The organism is Streptosporangium sp. NPDC053982, from assembly GCF_055585205.1.
Window position 1 is genome coordinate 1 of the sequence record NZ_JBVJKQ010000001.1, and the last position, 15,323, is coordinate 15,323.

At 67.0% G+C, this 15,323-nt stretch carries 17 protein-coding genes; all 17 read left to right on the top strand.

Translation table 11 applies throughout. The annotated features are described in order from the left end of the window. Positions 1-753, top strand: a 753-nt coding sequence (locus tag ACZ6W9_RS00005) for a DNA-directed RNA polymerase subunit beta (protein WP_470116447.1), incomplete at its 5' end; no start/stop codon positions are given. Positions 754-779: 26 nt separating this feature from the next. Further along, on the top strand, positions 780-4,667 hold the full coding sequence (locus tag ACZ6W9_RS00010) for a DNA-directed RNA polymerase subunit beta' (protein WP_362942181.1): 3,888 nt from the start codon (positions 780-782) through the stop codon (positions 4,665-4,667). 523 nt (positions 4,668-5,190) lie between these two features. Then, positions 5,191-5,562 (top strand): 30S ribosomal protein S12, encoded by a 372-nt coding sequence (rpsL, locus tag ACZ6W9_RS00015; protein WP_012887826.1) that lies wholly within the window; start codon positions 5,191-5,193, stop codon positions 5,560-5,562. Between the two features lie 2 nt (positions 5,563-5,564). After that, the gene (rpsG, locus tag ACZ6W9_RS00020) at positions 5,565-6,035 is read left to right on the top strand and encodes a 30S ribosomal protein S7 (protein WP_179819699.1); all 471 of its coding nucleotides are present in this window, start codon (positions 5,565-5,567) and stop codon (positions 6,033-6,035) included. Positions 6,036-6,122: 87 nt separating this feature from the next. Further along, positions 6,123-8,171: an elongation factor G gene (fusA, locus tag ACZ6W9_RS00025; RefSeq protein WP_389959241.1), complete on the top strand. Its 2,049-nt coding sequence runs from the start codon at positions 6,123-6,125 to the stop codon at positions 8,169-8,171. Between the two features lie 158 nt (positions 8,172-8,329). Continuing rightward, positions 8,330-9,523, top strand: a complete 1,194-nt coding sequence (gene tuf / locus ACZ6W9_RS00030) for an elongation factor Tu (RefSeq protein ID WP_362942190.1) — start codon at positions 8,330-8,332, stop codon at positions 9,521-9,523. A 314-nt stretch (positions 9,524-9,837) separates the two neighbouring features. After that, on the top strand, positions 9,838-10,146 hold the full coding sequence (gene rpsJ / locus ACZ6W9_RS00035; protein WP_030912931.1) for a 30S ribosomal protein S10: 309 nt from the start codon (positions 9,838-9,840) through the stop codon (positions 10,144-10,146). 14 nt (positions 10,147-10,160) lie between these two features. After that, positions 10,161-10,814, top strand: a complete 654-nt coding sequence (gene rplC, locus ACZ6W9_RS00040; RefSeq protein ID WP_389957979.1) for a 50S ribosomal protein L3 — start codon at positions 10,161-10,163, stop codon at positions 10,812-10,814. Further along, positions 10,811-11,458, top strand: a complete 648-nt coding sequence (gene rplD, locus ACZ6W9_RS00045) for a 50S ribosomal protein L4 (protein ID WP_470116448.1) — start codon at positions 10,811-10,813, stop codon at positions 11,456-11,458. The genes rplC and rplD overlap by 4 nt, the downstream gene beginning before the upstream one ends. After that, positions 11,458-11,760 (top strand): 50S ribosomal protein L23, encoded by a 303-nt coding sequence (rplW, locus tag ACZ6W9_RS00050; protein ID WP_189246832.1) that lies wholly within the window; start codon positions 11,458-11,460, stop codon positions 11,758-11,760. Before rplD ends, rplW begins: the two co-directional genes overlap by 1 nt. Positions 11,761-11,852: 92 nt before the next feature. Continuing rightward, a complete protein-coding gene (gene rplB / locus ACZ6W9_RS00055) occupies positions 11,853-12,689 on the top strand; it encodes a 50S ribosomal protein L2 (protein ID WP_362942200.1) in 837 nt (278 codons plus the stop codon). Positions 12,690-12,700: 11 nt separating this feature from the next. Then, a complete protein-coding gene (gene rpsS / locus ACZ6W9_RS00060; protein WP_362942202.1) occupies positions 12,701-12,979 on the top strand; it encodes a 30S ribosomal protein S19 in 279 nt (92 codons plus the stop codon). Positions 12,980-13,014: 35 nt separating this feature from the next. Next, the gene (gene rplV / locus ACZ6W9_RS00065; RefSeq protein WP_362942205.1) at positions 13,015-13,368 is read left to right on the top strand and encodes a 50S ribosomal protein L22; all 354 of its coding nucleotides are present in this window, start codon (positions 13,015-13,017) and stop codon (positions 13,366-13,368) included. Further along, positions 13,368-14,216 (top strand): 30S ribosomal protein S3, encoded by an 849-nt coding sequence (gene rpsC / locus ACZ6W9_RS00070; RefSeq protein WP_362942208.1) that lies wholly within the window; start codon positions 13,368-13,370, stop codon positions 14,214-14,216. Before rplV ends, rpsC begins: the two co-directional genes overlap by 1 nt. 2 nt (positions 14,217-14,218) lie before the next feature. Continuing rightward, positions 14,219-14,638 carry a 50S ribosomal protein L16 gene (gene rplP, locus ACZ6W9_RS00075; RefSeq protein ID WP_184538242.1) on the top strand — a complete coding sequence of 140 codons (420 nt, stop codon included), beginning with the start codon at positions 14,219-14,221 and terminating at the stop codon, positions 14,636-14,638. Then, entirely contained in the window at positions 14,638-14,874 is a 237-nt protein-coding gene (gene rpmC / locus ACZ6W9_RS00080; protein WP_362942211.1) for a 50S ribosomal protein L29, read from the top strand. Before rplP ends, rpmC begins: the two co-directional genes overlap by 1 nt. Continuing rightward, positions 14,867-15,148: a 30S ribosomal protein S17 gene (rpsQ, locus tag ACZ6W9_RS00085; RefSeq protein ID WP_179819689.1), complete on the top strand. Its 282-nt coding sequence runs from the start codon at positions 14,867-14,869 to the stop codon at positions 15,146-15,148. The genes rpmC and rpsQ overlap by 8 nt, the downstream gene beginning before the upstream one ends. Positions 15,149-15,323: the final 175 nt, after the last annotated feature.

The following is a 15,323-nucleotide window of genomic DNA, read 5'->3' on the forward strand; positions in this document are numbered from 1 at the left end:
ATGAACGTCGGGCAGGTGCTGGAGACCCATCTGGGGTGGATCGCCGCCCGGGGCTGGGACATCTCCGGCGTCGAGGAGGCCTGGGCCGAACGGCTGCGCGACAAGGGCTTCGCCGAGGTCGAGCCGCGAACCAACATGGCCACCCCGGTGTTCGACGGCGCCAGCGAGGAAGAGATCGTCGGCCTGCTCGACAGCACCCTGGTCAACCGGGACGGCGGCCGCATGGTCGGCCCGAACGGCAAGGCCAAGCTGTTCGACGGCCGCTCCGGCGAGCCGTTCCCGCACCCGATCTCGGTCGGCTACATCTACATCCTGAAGCTGCTCCACCTGGTGGACGACAAGATCCACGCCCGGTCGACGGGCCCGTACTCCATGATCACCCAGCAGCCGCTCGGCGGTAAGGCCCAGTTCGGCGGCCAGCGCTTCGGTGAGATGGAGGTGTGGGCGCTGGAGGCCTACGGCGCGGCCTACGCGCTGCAGGAGCTGCTGACCATCAAGTCCGACGACGTGCTGGGCCGCGTGAAGGTCTACGAGGCCATCGTCAAGGGCGAGAACATCCCCGAGCCGGGCATCCCCGAGTCCTTCAAGGTGCTCATCAAGGAGATGCAGTCGCTGTGCCTGAACGTCGAGGTGCTCTCCAGCGACGGCATGTCGATCGAGATGCGCGACACCGACGAGGACGTCTTCCGCGCCGCGGAGGAGCTCGGCATCGACCTGTCCCGGCGCGAGCCGAGCAGTGTCGAAGAGGTCTGATCTAGAAGCTGAGGAGGGGATTACAAATGCTGGACGTCAACTTCTTCGATGAGCTTCGGATCGGACTGGCGACGGCGGACGACATCCGTCAGTGGTCGCACGGTGAGGTGAAGAAGCCGGAGACCATCAACTACCGGACCCTCAAGCCCGAGAAGGACGGCCTCTTCTGCGAGAAGATCTTCGGTCCCACCCGGGACTGGGAGTGCTACTGCGGCAAGTACAAGCGCGTCCGCTTCAAGGGCATCATCTGTGAGCGCTGCGGCGTCGAGGTGACCCGGGCCAAGGTGCGCCGTGAGCGGATGGGCCACATCGAGCTGGCCGCGCCGGTCACGCACATCTGGTACTTCAAGGGCGTGCCGTCCCGTCTGGGATACCTGCTCGACCTGGCCCCGAAGGACCTGGAGAAGGTCATCTACTTCGCGGCCTACATGATCACGCACGTGGACAAGGAACTGCGCGAGCGTGACCTGCCGTCGCTGGAGGCGAAGATCTCCGTCGAGCGGCAGCACATCGAGCAGCGCCGTGACGCCGACGTCGAGGCCCGCCAGAAGAAGCTCGAGGGCGACCTGGCCGAGCTGGAGGCCGCCGGCGCCAAGGGCGACCAGCGCCGCAAGGTCCGTGAGGGCGCCGAGCGCGAGATGCGTCAGCTCCGCGACCGGGCTCAGCGCGAGCTGGACCGCCTGGAGGAGGTCTGGAGCCGCTTCAAGAACCTCAAGGTCCAGGACCTCGAGGGCGACGAGCTGCTCTACCGCGAGATGCGCGACCGCTTCGGCCGCTACTTCCGCGGTGGCATGGGCGCCCAGGCCATCCAGGAGCGTCTGTCCAACTTCGACCTCGACGCCGAGGCCGAGAACCTCCGCGAGACGATCCGCAGCGGCAAGGGCCAGAAGAAGGCCCGCGCGCTCAAGCGTCTCAAGGTCGTGTCCGCGTTCCTGAACACGCGCAACTCGCCCAACGGCATGGTCCTCGACTGCATCCCGGTCATCCCGCCGGACCTGCGCCCGATGGTGCAGCTCGACGGTGGCCGGTTCGCGACCTCGGACCTGAACGACCTGTACCGCCGGGTGATCAACCGGAACAACCGCCTCAAGCGTCTTCTCGACCTCGGCGCGCCCGAGATCATCGTGAACAACGAGAAGCGGATGCTCCAGGAGGCCGTCGACGCGCTGTTCGACAACGGCCGCCGCGGCCGCCCGGTCACCGGCCCCGGCAACCGCCCGCTGAAGTCCCTCAGCGACATGCTGAAGGGCAAGCAGGGCCGGTTCCGCCAGAACCTCCTGGGCAAGCGCGTCGACTACTCCGGCCGTTCGGTCATCGTCGTCGGCCCGCAGCTGAAGCTGCACCAGTGCGGTCTGCCCAAGCAGATGGCGCTGGAGCTCTTCAAGCCGTTCGTGATGAAGCGCCTGGTCGACCTGAACCACGCGCAGAACATCAAGTCGGCCAAGCGGATGGTCGAGCGGGCCCGCCCGGTCGTGTGGGACGTCCTCGAAGAGGTCATCACCGAGCACCCCGTGCTGCTCAACCGCGCGCCCACCCTGCACCGCCTGGGCATCCAGGCCTTCGAGCCGCAGCTGGTCGAGGGCAAAGCCATCCAGATCCACCCGCTCGTCTGCACCGCGTTCAACGCGGACTTCGACGGTGACCAGATGGCCGTGCACCTGCCGCTGTCGGCCGAGGCGCAGGCCGAGGCCCGCATCCTGATGCTGTCCACCAACAACATCCTGAAGCCGGCCGACGGCAAGCCGGTCACCATGCCCACCCAGGACATGGTCATCGGCCTGTACTCGCTGACCACCGAGAAGGACGAGAGCGAGAACGCGCCGGGTCAGGGCCGGGTCTTCGGCTCGGTGTCGGAGGCGCTCATGGCCTTCGACCGCCGCGAGCTGGACATCCAGGCCACGATCCAGGTCCGGTTCGACGGGGACGTCCCGCCGCCGCGCGGCTGGCAGGGTCCCGAGGGCTGGGAGCCGGGCGACCCCTACCGCCTGGAGACCACGCTCGGCCGCTGCCTGTTCAACCAGACGCTCCCGGCGAACTACCCGTACGTCAACTTCCAGGTCGGCAAGAAGCAGCTCTCGGCCATCGTCAACGAGCTGGCCGAGAAGTACCCGAAGGTGGAGGTGGCGGCCGCGCTCGACGCGCTCAAGGACGCCGGCTTCTACTGGGCGACTCGGGCCGGTGTGACGATCTCCATCGAGGATGTCATCGCGCCGCCGAACAAGGCCACGATCATGGAGTCGTACGAGCGCCGGGCCGACAAGGTCCAGCGGGAGTACGAGCGCGGCCTGATCACCGACGAGGAGCGCCGCCAGGAGCTCATCGAGATCTGGACCCACGCCACCAGCGACGTGACCGACGACATGCAGCAGGCGTTCCCCAAGAGCAACCCGGTCTGGATGATGGTCCAGTCCGGCGCCCGTGGAAACCTGATGCAGGTCCGGCAGATCTCCGGCATCCGCGGTCTGGTGTCCAACACCAAGGGTGAGACGATCCCGCGTCCGATCAAGGCCTCGTTCCGCGAGGGCCTGTCGGTGCTGGAGTACTTCATCTCCACCCACGGACAGCGGAAGGGTCTGGCCGACACCGCGCTGCGGACCGCCGACTCCGGGTACCTCACCCGGCGTCTGGTGGACGTCGCCCAGGACGTCATCGTCCGCGAGATCGACTGCGGCACCGACCGTACGGTCCCGCTGCACGTCGCCGAGCGTGACGCGCAGGGCAACCTGGTCAAGCCCGAGAACGGCGAGAGCAACGTGCACGGCCGCATCCTGGCCGAGGACGTCGAGGTGGACGGCAAGGTCATCGTGAGTGCGGGTGTCGACATCAACGACATCCACGTCACCGCGCTGGTCGAGGCCGGGGTGGAGACCGTCAGGACCCGCAGCCCGCTGGTCTGCGAGGCCAAGATCGGTGTCTGCGCCACCTGCTACGGCCGTTCGCTGGCCACCGGCAAGCTCGTGGACGTCGGCGAGGCCGTCGGCATCATCGCCGCCCAGTCGATCGGCGAGCCCGGCACCCAGCTGACGATGCGTACCTTCCACACCGGTGGTGTGGCGGGTGCGGACATCACCCATGGTCTGCCCCGTGTCCAGGAGCTCTTCGAGGCGCGCGTCCCCAAGGGCGTCGCCCCGATCAGCGAGGCCGAGGGCCGGGTCCGCATCGACGAGACCGACAAGACCCGGAAGGTCGTCATCATTCCCGACGACGGTTCCGAAGAGGTCGCCTACCAGGTCTCGATGCGGTCGCGGATGCTGGTCTCGGAGGGTCAGCACGTCAAGGTGGGCCAGCAGCTGATCGCCGGTGCGGTCAACCCCAACGAGGTGCTGCGCATCCTCGGCCCGCGGGCCGTGCAGCTGCACCTGGTGGCCGAGGTCCAGCAGGTCTACCGCTCGCAGGGTGTGTCCATCCACGACAAGCACATCGAGATCATCGTTCGGCAGATGCTCAAGCGCGTGAACGTGCTGGAGTCGGGTGACACCGACATGCTGCCCGGTGAGCTCGTCGAGCGGCCCCGCTTCGAGCGGATGAACCGCGAGTGCGTGGCGGAGCAGGGCACGCCGGCCTCCGGCCGTCCGGTCCTCATGGGCATCACCAAGGCGTCGCTGGCCACCGAGTCCTGGCTGTCGGCGGCGTCCTTCCAGGAGACGACCAGGGTGCTCACGGACGCGGCGATCCACGCCAAGTCCGACTCCCTGCTCGGCCTCAAGGAGAACGTCATCATCGGAAAGCTCATCCCGGCCGGTACCGGCATGCCGCAGTACCGCAACGTCCGGGTCGAGCCGACCGAGGAGGCCAAGGCCGCGATGTACACGGTCGGCGGCTACGACGGCTCCGCGGCGGACTACACCTTCGGTTCGGGCTCCGGCGAGGCCGTTCCGCTGGAGGAGTACGACTTCGGTCAGTACAACCGCTGAGTGTGACGTCGACGGCGCCCGTCCCCTCCGGGGGCGGGCGCCGTCCGCTTTCCCGCTTCCCGCCGAATCCCTGTTGATCTCTCTTGACCGGAATGTTGCGGTGAAGTCCTGACGTTGAGAGGAAGAACGGCCGGAGAAGTCCCGCACGACCGGTAAACTCGTCATGGACCCAGCAGCGACCGGCGGTGAGCCGGCCGCGGGAGTCATGGCACGAATACGGGTGTTCACCGGGACGGCCGGCAGGCGCGATGGTTTTGACGTGTTGCGCTTGACTGGGTAGTCTTACCCACCGTGCCCGTGTCTTCATGGGCCCTCATGCGTGCGCGTCGACAGGTTCCCGCGAGGAGTCGGCAGAGGCGCCGCGTGGCCCCCTCCACCGGGCAGGCTCGGAGCTGGCGCGACAAGTGCGCGACACGCCCGACCGCGTGGGTCGGAGTGGGCGGCCACTTCGCAGGTCATGACACCGGCAGTACCTGCAAAGGCAACAACATTCGAATCACCGGCAAGCACGAACGGAGACGCGGTGCCTACGATTCAGCAGCTGGTCCGCAAGGGCCGCCAGGACAAGGTCACCAAGACCAAGACCCCGGCGCTCAAGGCCAGCCCCCAGCGACGCGGCACCTGCATGCGCGTTTACACCACGACCCCCAAGAAGCCGAACTCCGCCCTCCGCAAGGTCGCGCGTGTCCGGCTCACCAACGGCATCGAGGTCACGGCCTACATCCCGGGTGTCGGCCACAACCTTCAGGAGCACTCCATCGTGCTCGTCCGTGGCGGTCGTGTGAAGGACCTGCCGGGTGTTCGCTACAAGATCATCCGCGGCTCGCTCGACACCCAGGGTGTCCGCAACCGCAAGCAGGCCCGTAGCCGTTACGGCGCGAAGAAGGAGAAGTAAGAATGCCTCGCAAGGGTTCTCCTGGCCGTCGTCAGCTCATGGCTGACCCGGTCCACAACTCGCCGCTGGTCACCGCGCTCATCAACAAGGTGCTCCTGGACGGCAAGCGCTCCATCGCGCAGTCCATCGTCTACGGCGCCCTCGAAGGTGCTCGGGAGAAGACCGGCAACGACCCGGTCGTCACCCTGAAGCGCGCGCTGGACAACGTCAAGCCCACCCTCGAGGTCCGCAGCCGCCGCGTCGGCGGTGCGACCTACCAGGTCCCGGTCGAGGTGCGCGCCGCGCGCAGCACCACCCTGGCCCTGCGTTGGCTGGTGCAGTACTCCCGCGCCCGTCGCGAGAAGACCATGACCGAGCGCCTCATGAACGAGCTGCTCGACGCCAGCAATGGCCTCGGCGCCAGCGTCAAGAAGCGCGAGGACACCCACAAGATGGCCGAGTCCAACAAGGCCTTCGCCCACTACCGCTGGTAACAGCGGGTTCGACGAGACGACGAGGACGCGAGAGAAGTGGCCACCACGACCGCTCTTGACCTGGCCAAGGTGCGAAACATCGGCATCATGGCCCACATCGACGCGGGCAAGACCACCACGACCGAGCGCATCCTGTTCTACACCGGCATCAACTACAAGATCGGTGAAGTCCACGAGGGCGCAGCCACGATGGACTGGATGGAGCAGGAGCAGGAGCGTGGTATCACCATCACCTCCGCCGCTACGACCTGCGAGTGGCTCGGCCACACGATCAACATCATCGACACGCCGGGCCACGTCGACTTCACCATCGAGGTGGAGCGCTCGCTCCGCGTCCTCGACGGTGCCGTCGCCGTGTTCGACGGTGTGGCGGGTGTCGAGCCTCAGTCCGAGACGGTCTGGCGCCAGGCCGACGGTTACGGCGTGCCCCGCATCTGCTTCGTCAACAAGATGGACCGCGTCGGCGCGGAGTTCCACCGCTGCGTCGACATGATGGTCAGCCGGCTGAACGCCACCCCGGCGGTCATCCAGCTTCCCTGGGGCGTCGAGGCCGACTTCAAGGGCGTCATCGACCTGGTGAAGATGAAGGGCCTGCTCTGGAGCGCCGAGGCGGCCAAGGGCGAGATGTACGAGGTCGTCGACATCCCGGCCGAGTACGCCGACGCCGCCCGCGAGTGGCGTGACAAGCTCGTGGAGACCGTGGCCGAGAACGACGACGAGCTGATGGAGCTCTTCCTGGAGGGCGTCGAGCCCACCGAGGAGCAGCTGGTCGCGGCCATCCGCCGCGCGACGCTGTCCAGCGCCATCAACCCGGTCCTGACCGGTACCGCGTTCAAGAACAAGGGCGTCCAGCCCCTGCTCGACGCGATCGTCGCCTACCTCCCCGCGCCCACCGACATCCCGGCCTTCAAGGGCCACGCGGTCGGTGACGAGGAGGCGGTCGTGGAGCGTCACGCGGACGTGGACGAGCCGTTCTCCGCGCTCGCCTTCAAGATCGCGGCCGACCAGCACCTGGGTCGTCTCACCTACATCCGCATCTACTCGGGCACCCTCGAGTCCGGCTCCGGAGTCATCAACTCCGTGAAGGGCCGCAAGGAGCGGATCGGCAAGATCTACCAGATGCACGCGAACAAGCGCGAGGAGCGCCCGTCCGCGCACGCCGGTCAGATCGTCGCCGTGATGGGTCTGAAGGACACCACCACCGGTGACACCCTGTGCGACCCGGCCAACCAGGTCGTCCTGGAGTCGATGACGTTCCCGGCCCCGGTCATCAACGTCGCGATCGAGCCCAAGACCAAGGGCGACCAGGAGAAGCTCAGCACCGCGATCCAGCGGCTGGCCGAGGAGGACCCGTCCTTCCAGGTCCGCCGTGACGAGGAGACCGGCCAGACCGTCATCTGGGGTATGGGCGAGCTCCACCTGGAGATCCTCGTCGACCGGATGCGCCGCGAGTTCAAGGTCGAGGCCAACGTCGGCCGGCCGCAGGTCGCCTACCGGGAGACCATCCGCCGCAAGGTGGAGAAGGTCGACTACACCCACAAGAAGCAGACCGGTGGTTCCGGCCAGTTCGCCCGGGTCATCATCGACCTCGAGCCGCTCGGCGAAGGCAACGACGGCTACGAGTTCGCGAACAAGGTCTCCGGTGGCCGCATCCCCAGGGAGTACATCCCGTCGGTGGACGCGGGCGCCCAGGAGGCCGCCGAGTTCGGCGTTCTCGCCGGCTACCCCATGGTCGGGGTGAAGGTCACCCTGCAGGACGGCGCCTTCCACGAGGTCGACTCGTCCGAAATGGCCTTCAAGATCGCTGGATCGATGGCCTTCAAGGAGGCCGCGCGCAAGGCGGACGCCGTAATCCTGGAGCCGGTGATGGCTGTCGATGTCACCACCCCCGAGGACTACATGGGCGACGTCATCGGCGACCTCAACGGCCGCCGCGGGCAGATCCGGGCGATGGATGAGCGCGCCGGCGCGCGTGTCATCCAGGCGCTCGTGCCGCTCTCTGAGATGTTCGGCTACGTGGGTGACCTTCGTAGCAAGACGCAGGGGCGCGCCAGCTTCAGCATGCAGTTCGACTCCTACGCGGAAGTGCCTGCGCACATCGCCAAGGAGATCGTCGCGAAGGTGCGGGGCGAGTAGGTCCGGCATCCGTTCCGGTGGCGGAGGCGACCTGGTCGCCTCCTCATCGGGAGGGTGCGGGGAGAAAGACGGCTCGCCGGCCGGTCCCGTGAGGGACGGCCTCCCCAAGCCCGAGTGAAAAGACGAAAGTCAAGTCAGAATCTCTAAGGAGACAGACAGTGGCCAAGGCCAAGTTCGAGCGGACCAAGCCGCACGTAAACATCGGCACCATTGGGCACATCGACCACGGCAAGACCACTCTGACCGCGGCGATCACCAAGGTGCTCCACGAGCGTTTCCCTGAGCTCAACGAGGCGACCCCGTTCGACAAGATCGACAAGGCGCCCGAGGAGAAGGCTCGTGGTATCACGATCTCCATCGCGCACGTCGAGTACCAGACCGAGAAGCGCCACTACGCCCACGTGGACTGCCCCGGTCACGCCGACTACGTGAAGAACATGATCACCGGTGCGGCCCAGATGGACGGCGCGATCCTCGTGGTCGCCGCCACCGACGGCCCGATGCCGCAGACGAAGGAGCACGTCCTCCTGGCCCGCCAGGTCGGCGTCCCCTACATCGTCGTGGCCCTCAACAAGGCCGACATGGTCGACGACGAGGAGATCCTGGAGCTCGTCGAGCTCGAGGTCCGTGAGCTTCTCTCGGCTCAGGAGTTCCCCGGCGACGACCTGCCGGTCGTCCGCGTCTCCGCTCTGAAGGCCCTCGAGGGCGACCAGAAGTGGGGCGACAGCATCATCGAGCTCATGACCGCCGTGGACGAGAACGTCCCCGAGCCGACCCGTGAGACCGACAAGCCGTTCCTCATGCCGATCGAGGACGTGTTCTCGATCACCGGTCGCGGCACCGTCGTCACCGGCCGTATCGAGCGCGGTGTCGTCAAGGTCAACGAGACCGTCGACATCATCGGCATCAAGGACACCAAGACCACCACCACGGTCACCGGTGTCGAGATGTTCCGCAAGCTCCTCGACGAGGGCCAGGCCGGTGACAACGTCGGTCTGCTCCTCCGTGGCATCAAGCGCGAGGACGTCGAGCGCGGCCAGTGCATCATCAAGCCGGGCACCACGACTCCGCACACGGAGTTCGAGGGTCAGGTCTACATCCTCTCGAAGGACGAGGGCGGCCGCCACACGCCGTTCTTCAACAACTACCGTCCGCAGTTCTACTTCCGTACGACTGACGTGACCGGCGTTGTGAACCTGCCGGAGGGCACCGAGATGGTCATGCCCGGTGACAACACCGAGATGACCGTCCAGCTCATCCAGCCGATCGCGATGGAGGAGGGCCTCAAGTTCGCGATCCGCGAGGGTGGCCGCACCGTCGGCGCCGGCCGTGTGACGAAGATCCTCAAGTAGTACGCTCGCGGAGCGGCGGCCGGCCCTCGACCAAAGGGCCGGCCGCCGCACCACGAGGTGGCCGTGCCGTACGGCACGTGCCGCCGGGCACGACCCACGAACCGTGATCTCGCAGTTGGTTCGGCCGAAGTGACCGAAGTAACTGCCAGATCACGGAAGAAAGCGCAGACCGAAAGCGTCTGCTACGTGGGGCACGGACGAGGAAGCCATGCCGGAGACGGCACGGGCCACCAGGCCCGGCGGACTCGGCCATCACAGCGGCCACAGGCCGCACGCAACTTTTTCAGACGACAGCGAAGGACACCGAGGCCATTATGGCGGGACAGAAGATCCGCATCCGGCTCAAGGCCTATGACCACGAGGTCATCGACGTTTCGGCCAAGAAGATCGTCGAGACGGTGACGCGGACTGGCGCTAAGGTCGCGGGCCCGGTGCCGCTGCCGACCGAGAAGAACGTGTACTGCGTCATCCGTTCGCCGCACAAGTACAAGGACAGCCGCGAGCACTTCGAGATGCGCACGCACAAGCGGCTGATTGACATCATCGACCCGACGCCGAAGACGGTCGACTCGCTCATGCGACTCGACCTTCCCGCCGGCGTTGACATCTCGATCAAGCTCTGAGGGAACGCACTGACATGGCTAAGCAGATCAAGGGCGTCCTGGGCAAGAAGCTCGGCATGACCCAGGTCTTCGACGCGGACAACCGGATGGTCCCGGTGACCGTCGTCGAGGCCGGTCCGTGCGTGGTGACCCGCGTCCGCACCACCGAGAAGGACGGCTACTCCGCCATCCAGCTCGGCTTCGGACAGGTCGACCCCCGGAAGGTCAACAAGCCGCTCGGCGACTACCTCCGCAAGCACGACATCACCCCGCGCCGTTACTTCGCGGAGATCCGCACCGACGACGCGAACGACTACACCCTCGGCCAGGAGCTGCTGGCCGACACCTTCGAGGCCGGCCAGTTCGTCGACGTGACGGGCAAGAGCAAGGGCAAGGGCTTCGCCGGTGTCATGAAGCGGCACGGCTTCAAGGGTCTGGGCGCCTCGCACGGTACCCAGCGCAAGCACCGCTCGCCGGGTTCCATCGGCGGCTGCGCCACCCCGGGCCGCGTCTTCAAGGGCCTGCGCATGGCCGGTCGGATGGGCAACGTCCGCACCACCATCCAGAGCCTGAAGGTCCACGCCGTGGACGCCGAGAAGAATCTCATCCTGATCAAGGGTGCGATCCCCGGCGCCAACGGCAGCCTGGTCCTCGTCCGCACCTCTGCCAAGAAGGGGGCTGCCAAGTGAGCACCATTGACGTCCTCGACGTGCGCGGAGCCAAGTCGGGCACCGTCGACCTGCCCGAAGACATCTTCGGCGCCAAGGTCAACATTCCTCTGATCCACCAGGTCGTCGTGGCCCAGCTCGCCGCTCGCCGGCAGGGCACCCACAAGGCCAAGACCCGCGGTGAGGTCAGCGGCGGCGGCAAGAAGCCGTACCGCCAGAAGGGCACCGGCCGCGCCCGTCAGGGTTCGACCCGCGCCCCGCAGTTCGCCGGCGGCGGCACCGTTCACGGCCCGGTCCCGCGGGACTACAGCCAGAAGACGCCCAAGAAGATGAAGGCCGCCGCGCTGCGCGGCGCCCTGTCCGACCGGGCCAACGGCGGCCGCATTCACCTGGTCAGCGGCCTGGTCGAGGGTGAGACCCCGAAGACCAAGGCGGCCCTGGAGTCGCTGCGGAAGATCACGCAGGCTCGCAGCGTGCTCGTCGTCGTCGACGAGGGTGACGAGCTCACCTGGCTCAGCCTGCGCAACGCTCCCGAGGTCCACCTGCTGGACGCGGGGCAGCTGAACACCTACGACGTGCTCTGCTACGACGACGTCGTTTTCACCCAGGCTGCGTACGACCAGGTCGTGGAGCGTCTGGGCAAGAGCGGGAAGGAAGACGCCTGATGGAGAAGATCGCCGACCCGCGCGACATCATCATCAAGCCGGTTGTCTCCGAGAAGAGCTACGGCCTGATCGACGAGCACAACAAGTACACGTTCCTGGTGCGGAAGACGGCCAACAAGACGCAGGTCAAGATCGCCATTGAGCAGATCTTCGGCGTCAAGGTGGCCAGCGTCAACACCATCAACCGCCAGGGCAAGCGCAAGCGGACCAAGTTCGGCTACGGACAGCGTCCCAACACCAAGCGCGCGATCGTGAGCCTGGTCGAGGGCGACCGGATCGACATCTTCGGTCAGGTCGGCTGACCCGCTCGCACGTAAGTACCCGGCCGGAACGCCCCCCGTCCCACGACGGGGGGCCTTCGGCCGGATCAACCGACAAAGGATGAACGAAAAAGATGGGCATCCGTAAGCTCAAGCCGACGACCCCGGGTCGCCGCGGCGCCAGTGTCTCGGACTTCTCCGAGATCACGCGCAGCACGCCCGAGAAGTCGCTGCTGGCGCCCCTGCACAGCAAGGGCGGCCGCAACGTCCACGGCCGGGTCACCACCCGCCACCAGGGCGGCGGCCACAAGCGCGCCTACCGGATCATCGACTTCCGGCGCCACGACAAGGACGGGATCCCGGCCAAGGTCGCTCACATCGAGTACGACCCGAACCGCACCTCCCGCATCGCGCTGCTGCACTACGCCGACGGGGAGAAGCGCTACATCCTCTGCCCGACCGGCCTCAAGCAGGGCGACCTGATCGAGAACGGCCCCACGGCCGACATCAAGCCGGGTAACTGCCTCCCGCTGCGCAACATCCCGACCGGTACCTTCATCCACGCGGTGGAGCTCCGTCCGGGCGGTGGCGCCAAGCTGGGCCGGTCCGCCGGCGCGCAGATCCAGCTTCTCGCCAAGGAGGGCCAGTACGCCACGCTGCGCATGCCCTCCGGCGAAATGCGCCAGGTCGACGTCCGCTGCCGGGCCTCCATCGGTCAGGTCGGCAACGCCGAGCAGGGCAACATCAACTGGGGTAAGGCCGGCCGTATGCGGTGGAAGGGCAAGCGCCCCACCGTTCGCGGTGTCGCGATGAACCCGGTCGACCACCCGCACGGTGGTGGTGAGGGTAAGACCTCCGGCGGCCGTCACCCGGTGAACCCCAAGGGCAAGCCCGAGGGTCGTACTCGTGCGGCGAACAAGGCCAGCGACCGGCTGATCATCCGCCGTAGGACCAAGCGGAAGAAGCGGTAGGAGCAGCCAAAATGCCACGTAGCCTTAAGAAGGGTCCCTTCGTGGACGACCACCTTCAGAAGAAGGTGGACACGCAGAACGAAAAGGGCACCAAGAACGTCATCAAGACGTGGTCTCGGCGCTCCATGATCGTGCCCGACATGCTCGGCCACACGATCGCCGTCCACGACGGCCGCAAGCACGTCCCGGTGTTCGTCACCGAGTCGATGATCGGTCACAAGCTCGGTGAGTTCGCCCCCACGCGGACGTTCCGCAGCCACGTCAAGGAAGACCGCCGCAGCCGGCGGTAAGCGCCTCAGCGAAGCAGAAGTAAGAGGAGTAAGCGATGGAAGCCAGGGCTCAGGTGCGGTTCGCGCGCCACACGCCCATGAAGGCCCGCCGCGTGGTGGACCTCATTCGCGGGCTGCCCGCTTCGGAGGCGCAGGCCGTGCTGCAGTTCGCTCCCCAGGCGGCGAGCGAGACCGTGTACAAGGTGCTGTCGAGCGCCATTGCGAACGCGGAGCACAACTTCAAGCTCGACCCCGGCACGCTCTTCGTGAGCCGTGCGTGGGTCGACGAGGGCCCGACCCTGAAGCGGTTCCGTCCCCGCGCCCAGGGCCGTGCCTATCGGATCAACAAGCGGACGAGCCACATCACCGTGATCGTGGAGTCCCGCGAGCCGAAGGGGAGGACCCGCTAGTGGGTCAGAAGGTAAACCCGCACGGGTTCCGCCTCGGCATCACGACCGACTTCAAGAGCCGGTGGTATGCCGACAAGCTCTACAAGTCGTACGTTGCCGAGGATGTGGCGATCCGCCGCATGCTCAAGAAGGGCATGGAGCGGGCCGGCATCTCCAAGGTGGAGATCGAGCGGACCACCGACCGGGTACAGGTCGACATCCACACCGCCCGTCCGGGCATCGTCATCGGCCGCCGCGGCGCCGAGGCCGACCGGATCCGCGGTGACCTCGAGAAGCTGACCAAGAAGCAGGTCCAGCTGAACATCCTCGAGGTCAAGAACCCTGAGATCGACGCCCAGCTCGTCGCGCAGGGCGTGGCCGAGCAGCTGTCCAGCCGTGTCTCGTTCCGGCGGGCCATGCGCAAGGCGATGCAGTCGGCGATGAAGAGCGGCGCCAAGGGCATCCGGGTGCAGTGCTCCGGCCGTCTGGGCGGTGCCGAGATGTCGCGTTCGGAGTTCTACCGCGAGGGCCGCGTGCCCCTGCACACGCTCCGCGCCGACATCGACTACGGCCTCTACGAGGCCCGCACCACCTTCGGCCGCATCGGCGTGAAGGTGTGGATCTACAAGGGTGAGGCCCCGACGAGCCGCGCCGAGCGCGAGGCGGCCGCCGCCGGTGCCCGTGCCGGCCAGCGTCGTGACCGCGACGACCGTCGTGGCGGCGGCGCCGACCGTCCCCGCCGTGGCGCCGGTGACCGTCCGCGCCGCGGTGGCGCCGGTCGCGGTGACCGCGCCCCCAGGAACGAGGCGGCCTCGCAGGCCGCCCCCGAGACCGGCCCGGCTGCGCAGCCGGGTGCTGAAGGGAGCTGACCATGCTGATCCCTCGCAGGGTCAAGCACCGCAAGCAGCACCGGCCTGACCGTCACGGCGCCGCCAAGGGCGGCACCAGGGTCGTGTTCGGCGAGTTCGGCATCCAGGCGCTTGAGCACTCCTACGTGACCAACCGCCAGATCGAGTCGGCTCGTATCGCCATGACCCGGCACATCAAGCGTGGCGGCAAGGTCTGGATCAACATCTACCCGGACCGTCCGCTGACCAAGAAGCCGGCCGAGACCCGCATGGGTTCCGGTAAGGGTTCGCCGGAGTGGTGGATCGCCAACGTCAAGCCCGGCCGCATCATGTTCGAGCTGTCGGGTGTCGCCGAGCCGGTGGCCCGTGAGGCTCTGCGTCGTGCGATGCACAAGCTCCCGATGAAGTGCCGGTTCGTCAAGCGTGAAGTGGGTGAGGCGTGATGGCTAAGGGCCTGACCGCCGGTGAGCTGCGGGTGGAGGACCAGGACACCCTGGTCCAGAAGCTGAAGGAAGCCAAGGAGGAGCTGTTCAACCTCCGCTTCCAGGCCGCGACCGGCCAGTTGGAGAGCCACGGGCGGCTGCGCGCCGTCCGCCGCGAGATCGCCCGTATCTACACCGTGATGCGTGAGCGGGAGCTCGGCATCGTTACGGTTGAGAAGGAGTCGGTCGATGGCTGAGACCGCTGAGAGCACGACCCAGGCGCGGAACTACCGCAAGACCCGTGAGGGCCTGGTGGTCAGCGACAAGATGGACAAGACCGTCGTGGTCGCCGTTGAGGACCGCGTCAAGCACCCGCTGTACGGCAAGGTCATCCGCAGGACGACCAAGTACAAGGCGCACGACGAGGCCAACGCCTGCGGCGTCGGCGACCGCGTCCTTCTGATGGAGACCCGGCCGCTGTCGGCCAGCAAGCGCTGGCGGGTCGTCGAGATCCTCGAGAAGGCCAAGTAACGAACGCGCCCCGTGGGGAGTGACCCGTTCACTCCCCACGGTGGTGTCCAAGGGGGCGAAGAAGATCTTCGCCCCGCCTGCGGCGGCGGCCCGCGGGCGGGAGGACCCCGTCGCACCGCGTAGGCTGCGACGGGCGAACCCGTCAGCAGGGCTGTCCCGGGGGAAAAAGACCCAG